At 72.2% G+C, this 14,628-nt stretch carries 12 protein-coding genes and 1 tRNA gene; 3 read left to right on the forward strand and 10 right to left on the reverse strand.

Features of this window, described 5'->3' with window-relative positions; all coding sequences use genetic code 11:
* Window positions 1-42 precede the first annotated feature (42 nt).
* On the forward strand, window positions 43-939 hold the full coding sequence (locus RYJ27_RS09495) for a hypothetical protein (protein ID WP_330170075.1): 897 nt from the start codon (window positions 43-45) through the stop codon (window positions 937-939).
* A 1-nt stretch (window position 940) separates the two neighbouring features.
* Here RYJ27_RS09495 and RYJ27_RS09500 read toward each other — a convergent pair whose 3' ends face one another.
* Window positions 941-1,510, reverse strand: coding sequence for a LemA family protein (locus RYJ27_RS09500; RefSeq protein WP_330170076.1), 570 nt, complete (start codon window positions 1,508-1,510; stop codon window positions 941-943).
* Window positions 1,511-1,763: 253 nt separating this feature from the next.
* Here RYJ27_RS09500 and RYJ27_RS09505 point away from each other — a divergent pair, with 253 nt between their 5' ends.
* Window positions 1,764-2,837, forward strand: coding sequence for a TerC family protein (locus RYJ27_RS09505; protein ID WP_330170077.1), 1,074 nt, complete (start codon window positions 1,764-1,766; stop codon window positions 2,835-2,837).
* Window positions 2,838-2,959: 122 nt separating this feature from the next.
* On the opposite strand, the gene RYJ27_RS09510 is transcribed toward RYJ27_RS09505, so the two are convergent.
* The 9 genes from RYJ27_RS09510 to nhaA form a co-directional block, all read right to left on the reverse strand.
* A tRNA-Leu gene (locus tag RYJ27_RS09510) sits at window positions 2,960-3,032 on the reverse strand.
* 44 nt (window positions 3,033-3,076) lie between these two features.
* Window positions 3,077-4,540, reverse strand: coding sequence for an NAD(P)/FAD-dependent oxidoreductase (locus tag RYJ27_RS09515; protein ID WP_330170078.1), 1,464 nt, complete (start codon window positions 4,538-4,540; stop codon window positions 3,077-3,079).
* Between the two features lie 25 nt (window positions 4,541-4,565).
* Window positions 4,566-5,888, reverse strand: coding sequence for a S8 family serine peptidase (locus RYJ27_RS09520; RefSeq protein ID WP_330170079.1), 1,323 nt, complete (start codon window positions 5,886-5,888; stop codon window positions 4,566-4,568).
* On the reverse strand, window positions 5,885-6,403 hold the full coding sequence (locus tag RYJ27_RS09525) for a DUF501 domain-containing protein (protein ID WP_330170080.1): 519 nt from the start codon (window positions 6,401-6,403) through the stop codon (window positions 5,885-5,887). The genes RYJ27_RS09520 and RYJ27_RS09525 overlap by 4 nt, the downstream gene beginning before the upstream one ends.
* A 46-nt stretch (window positions 6,404-6,449) precedes the next feature.
* Window positions 6,450-7,067: an FtsB family cell division protein gene (locus RYJ27_RS09530; RefSeq protein ID WP_330170081.1), complete on the reverse strand. Its 618-nt coding sequence runs from the start codon at window positions 7,065-7,067 to the stop codon at window positions 6,450-6,452.
* A 32-nt stretch (window positions 7,068-7,099) separates the two neighbouring features.
* Complete coding sequence (eno, locus tag RYJ27_RS09535; RefSeq protein ID WP_330170082.1) at window positions 7,100-8,380, reverse strand: phosphopyruvate hydratase; 1,281 nt, start codon at window positions 8,378-8,380, stop codon at window positions 7,100-7,102.
* Between the two features lie 105 nt (window positions 8,381-8,485).
* Window positions 8,486-9,748, reverse strand: a complete 1,263-nt coding sequence (hisS, locus tag RYJ27_RS09540) for a histidine--tRNA ligase (protein ID WP_330172044.1) — start codon at window positions 9,746-9,748, stop codon at window positions 8,486-8,488.
* 64 nt (window positions 9,749-9,812) lie between these two features.
* Window positions 9,813-10,481, reverse strand: a complete 669-nt coding sequence (locus RYJ27_RS09545) for a nucleoside triphosphate pyrophosphohydrolase (protein WP_330170083.1) — start codon at window positions 10,479-10,481, stop codon at window positions 9,813-9,815.
* Window positions 10,478-11,680 (reverse strand): Na+/H+ antiporter NhaA, encoded by a 1,203-nt coding sequence (nhaA, locus tag RYJ27_RS09550; RefSeq protein WP_330170084.1) that lies wholly within the window; start codon window positions 11,678-11,680, stop codon window positions 10,478-10,480. Before nhaA ends, RYJ27_RS09545 begins: the two co-directional genes overlap by 4 nt.
* A gap of 255 nt (window positions 11,681-11,935) precedes the next feature.
* On the opposite strand from nhaA, the gene RYJ27_RS09555 reads away from it, so the two are divergent.
* Window positions 11,936-14,620: a phosphoenolpyruvate carboxylase gene (locus RYJ27_RS09555; RefSeq protein ID WP_330170085.1), complete on the forward strand. Its 2,685-nt coding sequence runs from the start codon at window positions 11,936-11,938 to the stop codon at window positions 14,618-14,620.
* Window positions 14,621-14,628 lie beyond the last annotated feature (8 nt).

The following is a 14,628-nucleotide window of genomic DNA, read 5'->3' on the forward strand; positions in this document are numbered from 1 at the left end:
GGGCCGCGCGCGGCAGGACGATGCCGGCATGACGGTGCCGGCATGAGACGGGGCGCCGCCGCCGCGATCGTCGCGAGCGGGGTCGTCCTGGTCGCCTCCGTCGCGGTCGTCGCGTGGGTCGTCCTCGGCCGAGGACCCTCCGCCGACGACGCCGCCGACCGCTACGTCGCCGCGCTCGGCGCGGGGGATCTCGACGCGCTGCGCGACCTCGAGGCCGTCGACGCCGGCACCGCCGCGCTCGCGTTCGAGGCCGCGACCTCTCGCGTGGAGGACGCCGAGATCACCGGCATCCGTACGGAGGGCGATCACGCGGTCGTGGAGGCCACCGGCCGGATCGCAGACACCGAGCGGCCCCTCGACTTCTCCCTCCGTCGAGAGGAGGGAGAGTGGGTGGTCGAGGACAACCTCGGCCGGCTCGAGGTGACGACGACCCTCGGCGACACCCTGCGGGTCGGGGACGCCGACGTGCCGGCCGGCTCCGTCGGCCTGCTCCCGGCCGGGTACACCGTCTCGCCCGCTCCGGGTGAGGTGCTGGAGGGCTCGCAGGACGTGTCCATCGGCAGCGGGCAGACCGTGGCCGTCGAGATCGCCGCCCGCCTGCGGGACGACGCGGCCGCTCGGGCGCAGCCGCTCCTCGACGCGTACACGGCCTCGTGCACGACGACCGCCGACGCCGTTCCCGCGGCCTGCGGGCTGCGCATCCCGTGGGCGGCAGACCTCGCCACCGCCGACCGGTTCGTCTACCGGGTCGAGCGGATGCCGCAGCTGACGTTCGAGGGTGCGGGGCTCTTCGCCGCCGTCGGCGGCGGCTACGTCGTGACGGTCTCCGGCACCACGCGCGAGGGCGCGGCGGCCACGGTCACCTTCCGCGACGACGACTGGACGCTGCGGGGCTCCTACGACCTCGGCGGCGGCGAACTGGCGCTGCGACCGTTCTGACTCAGAACTGGATGCGGGGGGGCTCCGAGATCGCGGCGCCGTTCTCGACCTCGAAGAACTCGCGCTCGCGGAAGCCGAGCCGCCTCGCGAAAAGGGCGCTGGGGAAGACCTTGATCTTCGTGTTGAGCTCGCGGACCCCGCCGTTGTAGAACCGCCGGGACGCCTGGACCTTGTCCTCGGTGTCGACCACGGCGTGCTGCAGCTGGAGGTAGTTCTGGCTCGCCTGCAGCTGCGGGTACGCCTCCGCGACGGCGAACAGCGACTTCAGCGCGCGCTGCATATGGCCTTCCGCGATGCCCGACTGCGCGGGGCCCTCGGCCGCGAGCGTCTCGGCGCGCGCCTGCGTGACGCTCTCGAACACGCCGCGTTCGTGCGCCGCGTAGCCCTTCACCGTCTCGATGAGGCTCGGCAGCAGATCGGCGCGCCTCTTCAGCTGCACCGTGATGTCACTCCATGCCTCGTCGACGCGCGCGCTCAGCGCCACGAGCGAGTTGTAGGTGGCCCAGAGATAGATGCCGATGATGACGACGAGCGCCACGACGATCAGAATCGGGACGAGCCATTCCCACATGAGTGTCTCCTGCGCGTGCGGACGTAAACCCCTCCATCGTAGTCGCGCGGGTCCCGCGCGACCTGGGACGCCGGTGGGTATCCCCGCGTGCGCTCCGCGTCGCCGGCCCGGTGGGCTACAGTGGAGGGCGCAAGGGGAGTATTCCCGATCGCGGCGGACCCGTCACTACGGACTCGATGTCGAGTCCCGGCCCGCCGGCCCCCCGGGGTGGAAGAGACCTTGACGAGAACCGTCATCGTCTTTTGGAGTACCCGTGAACGTCACGCCCCTTGTCTGGATCATCACGATCGCCGTCACGATCGCCTTCTTCGTCTACGAGTTCTTCGCGCACGTGCGAAAGCCCCACGAGCCCACGATCGGCGAGTCCGCCCGATGGTCGGCCTTCTACATCGCCCTCGCTCTTCTGTTCGGCGTGGGCATCGGCGTCGTCTCGGGCTGGGACTTCGGCGGCGAGTACTTCGCGGGCTATCTCACCGAGAAGGCGCTCTCGATCGACAACCTGTTCGTCTTCCTCCTGGTCATGGCCGGCTTCGCCGTCCCCAAGGCCTACCAGCAGAAGGTGCTGATGATCGGGATCGTGATCGCGCTCATCCTGCGCGGCGCGTTCATCGCGGTCGGCGCGACGCTCATCGAGAACTTCTCCTGGATCTTCTACCTCTTCGGCGCGCTCCTGCTCTTCCTGGCCTGGAGGCAGGCGTTCTCCGACCACGAGGACAACCCCGTCGACGGCCGGTTCATGCGCTTCGTCAGGCGCCACCTGCGCGTCACCGACGAGTACCGCGGCGACCGCCTGACGGTCCGCGAGGGCGGCGTGCTCTTCGTCACCCCGATGATGCTCACGATCATCGCGATCGGCTTCGTCGACCTCATCTTCGCCGTCGACTCCATCCCCGCCATCTACGGACTGACGAACGAGGCGTACATCGTCTTCACCGCGAACGCCTTCGCGCTGATGGGGCTGCGTCAGCTGTTCTTCCTCATCGGCGGACTGCTCGAGCGCCTCGTGTACCTCGCGCAGGGTCTCGCCGTCATCCTCGCCTTCATCGGCGTAAAGCTCGTCTTCCACGCGCTCCACGTCAACGAGCTGCCGTTCGTCAACGGCGGGCGGGCCGTGGAGTGGGCGCCGGAGATCCCGATCTGGTTCTCGCTCCTGTTCATCGGTGCGACGATCGCGGTGGCCACGGCCGCCAGCCTCATCAAGACCCGTCGCGACGCGCGCGGGCTCGATGCCCGGGTCGAGGAGGTGCGCGGCGAGGGCGTCGAGGGAGAGATCCGCTACGACGACGAGGCCGCGCGAGCGACCGATCGCGGTCGCTCGACCGACTGAGCACCGCGCCGCTCCCCCACGCACGATGAACGCCCCTCGCCCGTTGGACGAGGGGCGTTCATCGTGCGGGCCCGAAGTGGCGGCGGGCGGCCGGCTCACGGGCGGGGACGCCGGTTCCTGCGTACCCCCGGTGGGACTCGAACCCACACTGAAGCGATTTTAAGTCGCCTGCCTCTGCCATTGGGCTACGGGGGCATCGCCGCGGGGCGACGGCTCCAGTATCCCGGACGCCGAGCGTCTCAGCGGGATGCGGCCGCCTTCGCCGCGTCCACGGCCTCGGGCTTGTCGGCCTCCTTGCCCGCACCGCGCGGCTCGGCGGGCGGCGTGACGGGCGGCTGCGCGGGCCGCGGACGGGCCGCGAACTCCTCGAACACGTACCGCGGGTTCTGCACCGTCTGCAGGTTGACGAGGTCGCGGCCGAGCAGCAGGTTGTTGCACCAGCCCCCGATCACGCGCAGCTTGCGCTCCCACGTCGGCATCGCGAGCCCGTGGTAGCCGCGGTGGGCGAGCCACGCGAGGGGGCCGGTGAAGCCGATCTTGCCCTTCTGGAACGCACCCCGGCCGAGCCCCAGGCCGGCCACCGCGCCGAGATTCTTGTGCACGTAGTCGCGCGGGGCCTCCCCGCGGAGCACGGCGGTGATGTTCTTGGCCAGCAGCTTTCCCTGACGCACGGCGTGCTGCGCGTTGGGGACGCAGAAGCCACCCACGCCGCCGCCGGTGAGGTCGGGCACGGCCGAGACGTCGCCCGCCGCCCATGCTCCCTCGACGATCTCCTCGTCGGTGCCCACGCGCAGGTCGGGACGGGTGACGATGCGTCCCCGCTCCTCGACCGGGAGGTCGCTGCCGCGCACCACCTGCGGGTTGGCCATGACGCCCGCCGTCCAGATGATGAGGTCGGTGGGGATGACGTCGCCCGTGGAGAGCTCGACGTTGCCGTCGACGGCACCCTTGACCTGCGTGTCGAGGTGCACGAAGGCACCGCGCTGGGCCAGCTCGGCGAGCACCTTCTCGCTCGTGGCGAGCGAGACCTCGGGCATGATGCGGCCCATGGCCTCGATGAGGTGGAAGTGCGTGTCGTCGAACGTCAGCTGGGGGTAGGCCCCGAGAAGCGCCGACGCGAGGGAGCGGAGCTCGGCGAAGACCTCGATGCCGGCGAATCCGCCGCCGACCACCACGACCGTCAGGAGACGGTCGCGCTCGGGGCCGGGGGGCAGCAACGCGGCCTTGTCGAAGTTCGACATCAGGCGGTCGCGGATCGCCACGGCCTCCTCGATCGACTTGAGGCCGATCGCGTTGTCGGCGATGCCGGGGATCGGGAAAGTACGCGAGACGGCACCGGCCGTCACGACGATCTGGTCGTACTCCTGCTGCCACGGCTCGCCCACGGGCGGCGTGATCGTGGCGAGCTTGTGGGCGTGGTCGATGCCCGTGACCTTCGCGGTGATGACCGTCGAGCGCTTCAGGTGGCGACGGAGGGCGACGACGGAGTGCCGAGCCTCGATCGAGCCGGCCGCGACCTCGGGGAGGAAGGGCTGGTAGGTCATGTAGGGCAACGGGTCGACGACCGTGATCTCGGCCTCGCCCTTGCGGAGCGTCTTCTCGAGCTTCCACGCCGTGTAGAAGCCGGCGTAGCCGCCTCCGACCACGAGGATCTTGGGGACGGCGGGCGCGCTGGTGGCAGTGCTGTTGACAGAGCTGGTCACGATGGGGGGGTAACTCCTCAGAGGATCACGGAGTCGAGCGCGGCTGTGTGCGCGCCGATCGGATGCGTCGGACAGCTGCGGTGACGCCGAGCGCGACCAGGATACCAGCCACGGTCCCCGCCACGAGCGGAAGCGTGCCGTACCGAAGGCTATCCGCCGACGGCAGCAGCGCCGAGGCTCGCTCGCTGGGCGGATCGGCGGGGGGCAGCGGCGGGATCTCGGCGGCGGATTCGTCCGTCTGTTCGGGCTGCGGGTCGACGTCGGCGCGCCGGTACAGGCGGATCCATTCGGCGAGGTCGCCCATGGGGTTCGCGCTCACCGGCGCCACCTCGGCCTCCACCGCGGCCTGGGCGTTGACGATCCCGTATCCGTAGAGCGGATCGGGCCGCGCCGAGGCCGCCGGCGCCGGCGTCGCGGTCTGGACGAGGCGATTGACGACGCCCGCGAGGTCGAGCCGGGGATGCGCGGCGCGCACGAGGGCGGCGACCCCGGCGACGATGGGGGCGGCCCCGCTGGTACCGCTCCAGCGCACGATGCGGCCGTCCGCGGACACGCCCAGCAGCTCCTCGCTGGGCGCCGAGACGCCGATCGTGATGCCCTGGGTGGATGCCTCGACGCTCGCGGCACCGGACGGGTCGACACCGCCGACCGTGAGCACGCCGGGGATCGTGGCCGGCGCCCCCACGAGCGTGGTGCCGCTGCCCCGGTTGCCCGCCGCGACGACGATCACGACGTCGTTGTCGAAGGCGTACTGGAAGGCCTCGTCCCACAGGGGGTCCCAGTCGAGGGTGTTCGTCGTGAACGAGAGGTTGATGACCGTGGCGCCCTGGTCGACCGCCCACGTGATCGCGGTCGCGACCTGCTCCACGAAGGGCACCCGGCCGGCCTGCCCGAACCCGAGCGAGATCGAGAGCAGGGACGCCTCGGGGGCCACTCCGATCATCCCGGTGCCGTCGCCCGTGCCGCGACCCGCCGCGAGCGAGGCCACCCACGAGCCGTGGTTGGCATCGACGGCCCCGACCGGGGTGCGGCCGTCGGAACTGCCGGAGCCGGAGACATCCGTTCCGCCCACGACGGCGCCGGCGAACTCGGGCGGTCCTGCGCCGATCCCGGTGTCGATGATCGCGATCGTCTGACCCGCGCCCCGCGTCGTCTGCCACGCCGCACGGATGCCGAGGGAGTCGAGCCAGTACTCGGCCTGGCGGATGGGGTCCGCGGGATCGTCGGGGAAGGCCGGCGCCGCGGTCGTCGGGACGAGGGCGGCGGCGGTCGCGGCGGCGGGGGCCGCCGGTGCGAGGGCGAGCGCCAGGGCCACCAAGGCGGCGAACGACGCGCGCGCGACCCTCATCCGCGGGGTCCGGGCTCGGCGCACACGCAGAGCTCGGGGCTCCACCGCGAGCGGGCCAGGGCGAGGTCGCCGATCGGGTTGACCCCCGGTCCGGCCGCCAGGGCGTGGCCGGCGAGCGCGTGCAGGCACTTCACCCGGGTGGGCATGCCCCCGGCCGAGATCCCGGCGACCTCGGGCACGTCGCCGTAGGGCGCGCGGTCGTCGAGGTACGCGCGGTGGGCGGCGGCGTACGCCGCCCGCATGTCGTCGTCGGCATCGAGATCGTCCTGCAGCTGGGCCATGACGTGCGTGGCCTCGAGCTCGCTCATCGCCGCCGTCGCACCGGGGTGCGTGAGGTAGTAGAACGTGGGGAACGGCGTGCCGTCGGGGAGCCGGGGCGCGGTCGCCACGACGGTGGGGTTGCCGCACGCGCACCGCGCCGCGATGCCGATCACTCCGCGAGCCGGCCTGCCCAGCTGCGCGCGCACGACGGCGAGTTCGGCCTCGGTCGGCGGATCGTAGGGCGGGGTGCTCACCCTTCCAGGCTAACGCCGACGCGGCCCGCGCCGACGCCGGCGCCGCTCAGCCCGCGGGGGTGCCGCCCTCGCGGGGAGCCGAATGCGTCTGGCGCACCGTCGCCGACAGCCCCGCCTGCGTGACCGAGCCCAGCAGCTGCGTCATCCAGTCGGTACGGGTTTCGGTGACCTCCGCGCTGACCGGGGTCTCCTCTGCCGGCAGCAGCGAGGCATCGAGATCGTTGAGGACGAGGTAGACGACCTCCCCCGGGCGCGTGTAGTACAGCCGCTCCCGCGCCTGCGTCGTGATGTAGGCGGGATCGCCCCACCGCTCCTGCTGCGCCTCGAGCTCGGCCACGTCGGCCTCGGCCGCCGTCACGGATGCCTCGAGCGCGGCGATGTTCTGGCGCTGCTGCACGAAGGTGCCCACGGTGGGCACGAGGACGAAGGCGGCGAGGACGACGAGCCCCATCATCACGACCATGAAGCCCGACAGCCGGATGCCGCCCAGCCAGCCGCGCACGTCGACCTGGCGCCGAGGCGCCCGGCCCTCGTCCCGGCGTGCGCCGCGGCGACGTGCCGCCCGGGGCGCACCGGCGGGGCCGGCGGCATCCGGTGTGCGCGGCGCTGCTCCCGGGACGGGTCCCCCGAAAAGCCCGGAGGGGGGAGCCGGCCGTTTCGCCATGACTCCCCCCTCCGGTTCCGTGTGTGCGGTGCTCAGCCCTTGTAGCGCGGGAAGGCGCGGCGACCGGCGAACTCCGCGGCCTCGCCCAGCTCCTCCTCGATGCGCAGAAGCTGATTGTATTTCGCGACGCGCTCGCTGCGTGCGGGCGCGCCGGTCTTGATCTGACCCGCGTTGGTCGCCACGGCGAGGTCGGCGATCGTGGTGTCCTCGGTCTCGCCGGAGCGGTGCGACAGCATCGAGCGATAGCCGTTCTGCGTGGCGAGGGCGATCGCGTCGAGCGTCTCGGAGAGGGTGCCGATCTGGTTGACCTTGACCAGCAGGGCGTTGGCGACGCCCAGGTCGAGGCCGCGCTGCAGACGATCGGGGTTGGTGACGAACAGGTCGTCCCCGACCAGCTGCACCTTCGAGCCGATCGCGTCGGTGAGCGACTTCCACGCGTCCCAGTCGTCTTCGGCGAGGGCGTCCTCGATCGTGACGATCGGGTAGTTCGCGACGAGGTCGGCGAAGTAGTCCGTGAGCTGGTCGGCCGACCATGCCTTGCCCTCGACGGTGTACACGCCGTCCGAGAAGAACTCGGTCGCCGCGACGTCGAGCCCGACCGCGATGTCCTGACCGGGAGTGAAGCCCGCCTTCTCGATCGCCTTCATGAGGAAGTCCAGGCCCTCGCGGTTGCTCGGCAGGTCGGGGGCGAAGCCGCCCTCGTCGCCGAGGCCGGTGGAGAATCCCGCGGCCTTCAGCTCGCCCTTGAGCACGTGGTACACCTCGGTGCCCCAGCGCAGCGACTCCGCGTACGTGTCGGCGCCGATCGGCGCGAGGAAGTACTCCTGGAAGTCGATGCCGTTGTCAGCGTGCTCGCCGCCGTTGATGACGTTGAACAGCGGGACGGGCAGCAGGTGGGCGTTCGGGCCGCCGAGGTAGCGGAACAGGGGCAGGTCGGCCGAGTCGGCGGCGGCCTTGGCCACGGCCAGACTCACGCCGAGGATGGCGTTCGCTCCCGCGCGCTGCTTGTTCTCCGTGCCGTCTGTGGCGATGAGGATCTCGTCGATGACGCGCTGCTCGCTGGCGTCGATGCCCTCGATCGCGGGGCCGAGCTCGTCGATGACGGCCGCGACGGCCTTCTGCACGCCCTTGCCGCCGTAGCGCTTCTTGTCGCCGTCGCGCAGCTCGTACGCCTCGAACGCGCCGGTCGATGCGCCCGAGGGGACGGCGGCGCGCTGGACGATGCCGTCGTCGAGGAGCACCTCCACTTCCACCGTCGGGTTTCCGCGCGAGTCGAGAATCTCGCGGGCGCCTACTGCCTCGATGAGTGCCACGTTGGTTGCTCCTTGGTCGTGGACTGAAGGTGGATGGGAGCGTCGTCGATCCGCGGGCCAGTCTAGCGAGCGCGGATGCCGCGGCCACAGGCCCCGGGCGGCGCGTCAGCCCAGCGGCTTGAGCTCGAGCGTCTCTCGCGTGGTCGCGGTCGAGACCGTCGCGAACGACGCGTATCCGTCGGCGGCCGCGCGCTCCAGGAGCGCCCGCAGGTTCTTCGTCCGCTGCTCGAGCCGCACCCTGGCCCCCTCGGCCACGAGAGCGGCCTTGAGGCCGAGCAGCTGCGGAAGCGGCACGTCGCGGTCGTGGACGAGCACGACGGCGGGCACCGCGGCATCCTCCCCCGCCTCGACGAGGTCGACGATGCGCTCGAAGCCGATCGAGAACCCGACGGCGGGGACGTCGGTGCCGAGGAACCGCCCGATCATGCCGTCGTACCGGCCGCCGCCGCCGAGCGAATAGGCGACGGAGGGGTGCGCCAGCTCGAAGATGGTGCCGGTGTAGTAGCCCATCCCGCGCACGAGGAACGGATCGAAGACGAGCGGCACGGCGCCCTCGTCGCCGAGCGAGCGCGCCTCGGCGACGGCGATGCCGAGCGCCACGAGGTGCGCGACCACGTCGTCCGCAATCCCCTCGGGCAGCTCCCGCCGGATGTGCTCCTCTCCGAAGGGACCCGCCGCGGCGCGCGGACGGCGCAGGAACGCCGCGAACGCGTCGACGGCCGACGCGCTCACACCGCGCTCGCGCAGCTCCGCCGCGACGCCCTCGGGCCCCACCTTGTCGAGCTTGTCGATCGTGATCAGCACGCCGGGACGCTCCTCGGGCGTGAACCCGAAGGCGCCGAGCATGGCATCCAGTGCGCGCCGGTCGTTGATGCGCACCGTGGCGCCCTCGAGCCCCAGGGCCGCGAGCGTGTCGAGCGTCGCCGCGATCAGCTCCGCCTCCGCGCGCGCCGAGGCATCCCCGATGATGTCGATGTCGCACTGCACGAACTGGCGGTAGCGACCCTTCTGAGGCCGCTCGGCGCGCCACACCGGAGCGATCTGGATCGCGCGGAACACGCCGGGCAGCTCGCCGCGGTGACTCGCATAGAAGCGCGCGAGGGGCACCGTGAGGTCGTAGCGCAGGCCGAGATCGGCGAGCGCCGCGGGGTCCTCGGCGGCGGCGCGGATGCCGTCGGCGTCGAGCCCGCGGCGCAGCACGCTGAACGAGATCTTCTCGTTGTCGCCGCCGATGCCCGCGTGCAGCCGGTCGTAGTCCTCGACCACGGGCGTCTCGATCTCGTCGAACCCGTGCGCGCGGTAGCGGTCGCGGATGATCGCGAGGACGCGCTCGCGGCGGGCCTTGTCGGCGGGGAGGAAGTCGCGCATGCCGCGCGGCGGATTCACGGGGGGCACTCCCCCATCCTCCCATCCGCGGCGGGCGACGCCCGCGTCAGTCGGTCTCGACCTCGCGGACCTCGTCCGCGAGGGAGCGCAGCCGCGAGCGCAGGGCCGCCTCCGCATCCCAGCCCTGCCGACGTGCCGCCGCGACGAGGGCCAGCAGCGCCTCGCCGAGCTCGGCCTCGGTGGCCGGGGCATCCGCCGCGGGGTCGACCCGCACCCCGACGCCCTCGGCCTTGCCGAGGACCTTCTGGGCGAGGGCCAGGGCGGGCATGCCGGGGGCGACGCCCTCGAGCACGCTGCGACGGTCGCGCTTCTCCGCCGCCTTCGCTGCGTTCCACAGCTCGATCACCTGCTCGGGCGTGTCGGCGCGGGCGTCGGCGAAGACGTGCGGATGCCGGCGCACCATCTTGCGCGTCAGCCCGTCGGCGACGTCGGCGATGTCGAACGGATCTCCGGCATCGCGGGACGCGATCTCGGCGTGGAACAGCACCTGCCAGAGCACGTCGCCGAGCTCCTCGCGCAGCTCGGACCGCGAACCCCGCTCGACGGCGTCGATCAGCTCGGCGCTCTCCTCAACGAGATAGGGGACGAGGTCCTCATGCGTGATGCGCTGCGACCACACGCAGTCCTCGCGAACGCGGCGCATCGCCTCGGCCGCCTCGGCGAGGGCACGCGCGCGGCGCGCGGCCGCGGCATCCCCCGCCCCTTGCGTGCTCATGCGAGCTGGCCCCGGTCGGGCGAGGACGGCGAGGGCACCTCGACCTCGTCGGCGTCGATGTCGCGGACGCGCCGGAAGTGCCGCGCGCGCATCGCCACGAGCACCGCGGCGATGACCAGCGAGATCACCGAACCGGCGAGCACGCCGAGCGTCGCCTGATCGCGGATCTCGGGAAGGTCGGAGAAGGCGAGCTCGGACAGCAGCAGCGAAACGGTGAACCCGATGCCGCCGAGCGCGCCGGCGGCGAGCAGGTCGGCGAACGAGAGGTGCGGAGCGCGACCCCGGGCGCCGATGCGCAGGGCGATCCACCCGAAGAGGGAGATGCCGATGATCTTGCCGACCGGGAGGGCGACCAGGACGCCCCAGAAGGCGGGCGACAGCTCGGTCGGCGAGACCGCTGGGATGACGACGAGCGCCGCCGAGAACGCGAACAGGGGCAGGACGAGTCCGTTGACCCACGGCTCCAGCGCGTGGCGCACCTGAAGGGCGGGTCGCTGGTACATCGCCAGGCCCAGCGCCACGCCCGCGATCGTGGCGTGGACGCCCGAGAGGTAGGTGAGCGCCCAGGCGATGACCGCGAGCACGACGAGCAGGACGCCGACCCCCGCCTTCGCGCGCGAGTCGAGGAACCGGCTGAGGACTCCGAACGCGATGACGGCGAGCGCCGCGAGAGCCAGGAGCCCGATGTTGACGTCGGTCGTGAACAGGACCGCGATGAAGATGATGCCGACGATGTCGTCGAGGATCGCGAGGGCGAGGAGGAAGATGCGGATGCCGGAGGGCAGCCCCTTACCGAAGACCGCCAGCACGCCGAGGGCGAAGGCGATGTCGGTCGCCGTGGGGATCGGCCACCCGCCCGCGGCGGGGCTGCCCGCGGCGAACACGAGGAAGACGGCGATCGGCACGATGACGCCGCCCGCGGCCGCGATGGCCGGCTGCAGGGCCTTGCGGGCGGAGTTCAGCTCGCCGTTGGTCAGTTCGAACTGCAGCTCGACCGCCACGACGAAGAAGAAGATCGCGAGGAGCCCGTCCTTGATCCAGTGCGCGATGCTCAGTTCGAAGACGCCGGGGATGCCGAGGTAGACGTGCATGAAGTCATCGAGGGCGGGACCCGCCGCCGTATTGGCGATGATGAGGGCGGCCGCGGCGGCGACGAGGAGGATGATCGCCGGGAAGCGGGCGGAGCGAAGCAGGGACACACGTGTCCTTTCGGTCGGGGGTCACGGGTCATCGTGACGGTCGGGGGCGCAGATGGCGCGCACGACGCACCACCGCCGACCAGACTTCCCGGCACTCCTTCACCCAGTCTATCGGTGCCGTGTCGGAGCACCGCGGGTTCCGCTGAGAGGCGCTGCGCGGCGAGCTGCGCGGGGACCGGAGTGGGTCGCGAAGCGGCGCGCTGGGTGACGCCGTGGGTGACGGAGCGAGACACGGCGCCCGCTACCGTTGGAGGTATGTCTTCACCCACCACCGAGGCGATCGATCTCGTCGGCCGGTTCGATGCCGGCCAGGAGCTGCCCGAGCAGATGCGGGCCGACGTCCGCCTGCTCGGCTCCCTCCTGGGGCAGGTGCTGCGCGAGAGCGGCAGCGCCGGCCTCTACGAGGACGTCGAGCGCCTGCGCACCGCCACGATCCAGGCCTACACCGACCCCTCGCCGGAGGCCTTCGAACGGGCCGCGGCGATCGTGGAGGAGTTCTCGATCGAGCGCGCCGACGAGGTCGCCCGTGCCTTCACGTGCTACTTCCACCTCGTCAACCTCGCCGAGGAGCACCAGCGCGTGCGCGTGCTGCGCGAGCGCGACGGACGCCCCGAGAAGGACGCCGCGACGGACTCGGTCGCGGCGGCCTTCGTGCGCCTGGCCGAGGAGGTGGGCGATGAGACCGCGCTCGCGCGGCTGAAGGCACTGCGCTTCCACCCCGTCTTCACGGCGCACCCCACCGAGGCGCGACGGCGGGCGATCTCGACGAGCGTGCGCCGCATCGCGGGCCTCCTCGGCGAGCTCGACGCGTCGCTTCGCGGCGGCGCCGACGAGCGGCGCGCGCGCCGACGCATCCTCGAGGAGATCGACACGCTCTGGCGCACGGCGCCGCTGCGCGCCGAGAAGCCCTCCCCGACCGACGAGGTGCGCGCCGTCATGGCCGTCTTCGACGACACCCTCTACACCGCCGTGCCGCACGTCTACCGCCGCGTGGACGACGCGCTGCAGGGGGTCGCCGCCGGGCGACGCGCTCCGATCGTCACCCCGTTCGTCCGGATCGGATCCTGGGTGGGCGGCGACCGGGACGGCAACCCCTTCGTCACGGCCAAGGTGACCCGCAAGGCGGCGGCAATCGCCTCGGAGCACGTGCTCCGGGGGCTCGAGCGCACGACCGAGCGGGTGGGCCGCGGCCTCACCCTCGACGCCGAGACGACGCCCCCGAGCGACGCGCTCGTCGCACTGTGGCACCGCCTGCGCGCCGCCGACGAGGACGCGGCCGCCGACATCGCCAAGCGCTCCCCCGGCGAGCCGCACCGCCGCATCCTGCTCCTCATCGCCCGCCGCATCGCGGCGACCCGCACGCGCAACGCCGACCTCGCGTATCGCGCCCCCGACGAACTGCTCGCCGACCTTCGCACGGTGCAGGACTCCCTCGCCGCGGCGGGGGCCGGTCGTCACGCGTTCGGCGGCCTGCAGCACCTCATCTGGCAGGTCGAAACGTACGGGTTCCACCTCACCGAGCTCGAGGTCAGGCAGCACTCCCAGGTGCACCGCACCGTCCTCGCCGAACTCGACGAGCTCGACGGACGCGGAGGCGGCGAGCGCAGCGAGCTCGCCGAGGAGGTGCTCGACGTCTTCCGCTCGATCGCCTTCGTCCAGGAGCGGTTCGGACCGCGCGCCGCCGGGCGCTACATCGTCTCGTTCACGCAGTCGGCCGAGGACCTCGCCAATGTGCACCGCCTCGCCCGATATGCCGTGGGCCCCGACGCCGAGCCCCCGGTGCTCGATGTGATCCCGCTGTTCGAGACGTTCGCCGACCTGCGGGCAGCCCCCGGCATCCTCGCCGAGATCGCCCGGCACCCCGAGTTCGCGGCCCGCCTGGAGGAGACCGGACGCCGCCTCGAGGTCATGCTCGGGTACTCCGACTCCTCGAAGGACGTCGGCCCCGTGGCGGCGAACCTGGCGCTCTACGAGGCCCAGGCCGAGATCTCGGCCTGGGCGCGCGAGAGCGGCATCGAGCTGACCCTCTTCCACGGGCGCGGCGGAGCCCTCGGGCGCGGCGGCGGTCCCGCCAACAGCGCGATCCTCGCCCAGCCGCCCCACTCCGTGGACGGACGCTTCAAGCTCACCGAGCAGGGCGAGGTCATCTTCGCCCGCTACGGCGACCCCGCCATCGCGATGCGCCACATCGACCAGGTCGCGGCCGCCACGCTGCTGGCCTCGGCACCGTCGGTCGAGCGCCGCAACGAGGACGCCGCCTCCCGCTACGCCGACGTCGCGCGGACGATGGATGCGGCATCCCGCGAGCGCTTCTTCGCGCTGGTCAAGGCCGAGGGCTTCGCCCCCTGGTTCGCGACGGTGACGCCGATGGAGGAGATCGGCCTGCTCGCCCTCGGGTCGCGTCCGGCGCGGCGCGGGCTCTCGGTCGAGTCCCTCGAGGATCTGCGGGCGATTCCGTGGGTGTTCGCGTGGACCCAGGCGCGCATCAACCTCGCGGGCTGGTTCGGCCTGGGCACGGCGCTCGAGGCCGTCGGCGACGAGGACCTGCTGCGCGAGGCATACGAGCAGTGGCCGCTGCTGCGCACGATGGTCGACAACGTCGCGATGAGCCTCGCGAAGGCCGACGACCGCATCGCGTCGCGCTACCTCGCCCTCGGAGACCGCGACGACCTCGCGCAACTGGTGCGGGAGGAGATGGCGCTCACCCGCGGGTGGGTCATCCGGCTCACCGGCTCGGGAGAGCTGCTGGCGAACCGCCCCGTGCTCGGCCGCGCCGTCAAGATGCGCAGCCCCTACGTCGACGCGCTCTCCCTCCTGCAGCTGCGCGCGCTGCGCGCCCTCCGGGCGACGCCCGAGGGCGAGAAGCCGGCGCCCGAGCAGCAGCGCCTTCTCCTGCTCTCGGTCAGCGGCGTCGCCGCGGGCCTGCAGAACACCGGCTGATCCACGGC

The organism is Microbacterium limosum (assembly GCF_036324365.1).
Classification (GTDB): domain Bacteria; phylum Actinomycetota; class Actinomycetes; order Actinomycetales; family Microbacteriaceae; genus Microbacterium; species Microbacterium limosum.

What these genes read in the sequence shown, in the direction of transcription:
- RYJ27_RS09495 (WP_330170075.1), top strand. Translation starts at nt 43, where the DNA reads ATGAGACGGGGCGCCGCCGCCGCGATCGTCGCGAGCGGGGTCGTCCTG.
- RYJ27_RS09500 (WP_330170076.1), bottom strand. Translation starts at nt 1,510, where the DNA reads ATGTGGGAATGGCTCGTCCCGATTCTGATCGTCGTGGCGCTCGTCGTC.
- RYJ27_RS09520 (WP_330170079.1), bottom strand. Translation starts at nt 5,888, where the DNA reads ATGAGGGTCGCGCGCGCGTCGTTCGCCGCCTTGGTGGCCCTGGCGCTC.
- RYJ27_RS09530 (WP_330170081.1), bottom strand. Translation starts at nt 7,067, where the DNA reads ATGGCGAAACGGCCGGCTCCCCCCTCCGGGCTTTTCGGGGGACCCGTC.
- hisS (WP_330172044.1), bottom strand. Translation starts at nt 9,748, where the DNA reads ATGCGCGACTTCCTCCCCGCCGACAAGGCCCGCCGCGAGCGCGTCCTC.
- RYJ27_RS09545 (WP_330170083.1), bottom strand. Translation starts at nt 10,481, where the DNA reads ATGAGCACGCAAGGGGCGGGGGATGCCGCGGCCGCGCGCCGCGCGCGT.
- RYJ27_RS09555 (WP_330170085.1), top strand. Translation starts at nt 11,936, where the DNA reads ATGTCTTCACCCACCACCGAGGCGATCGATCTCGTCGGCCGGTTCGAT.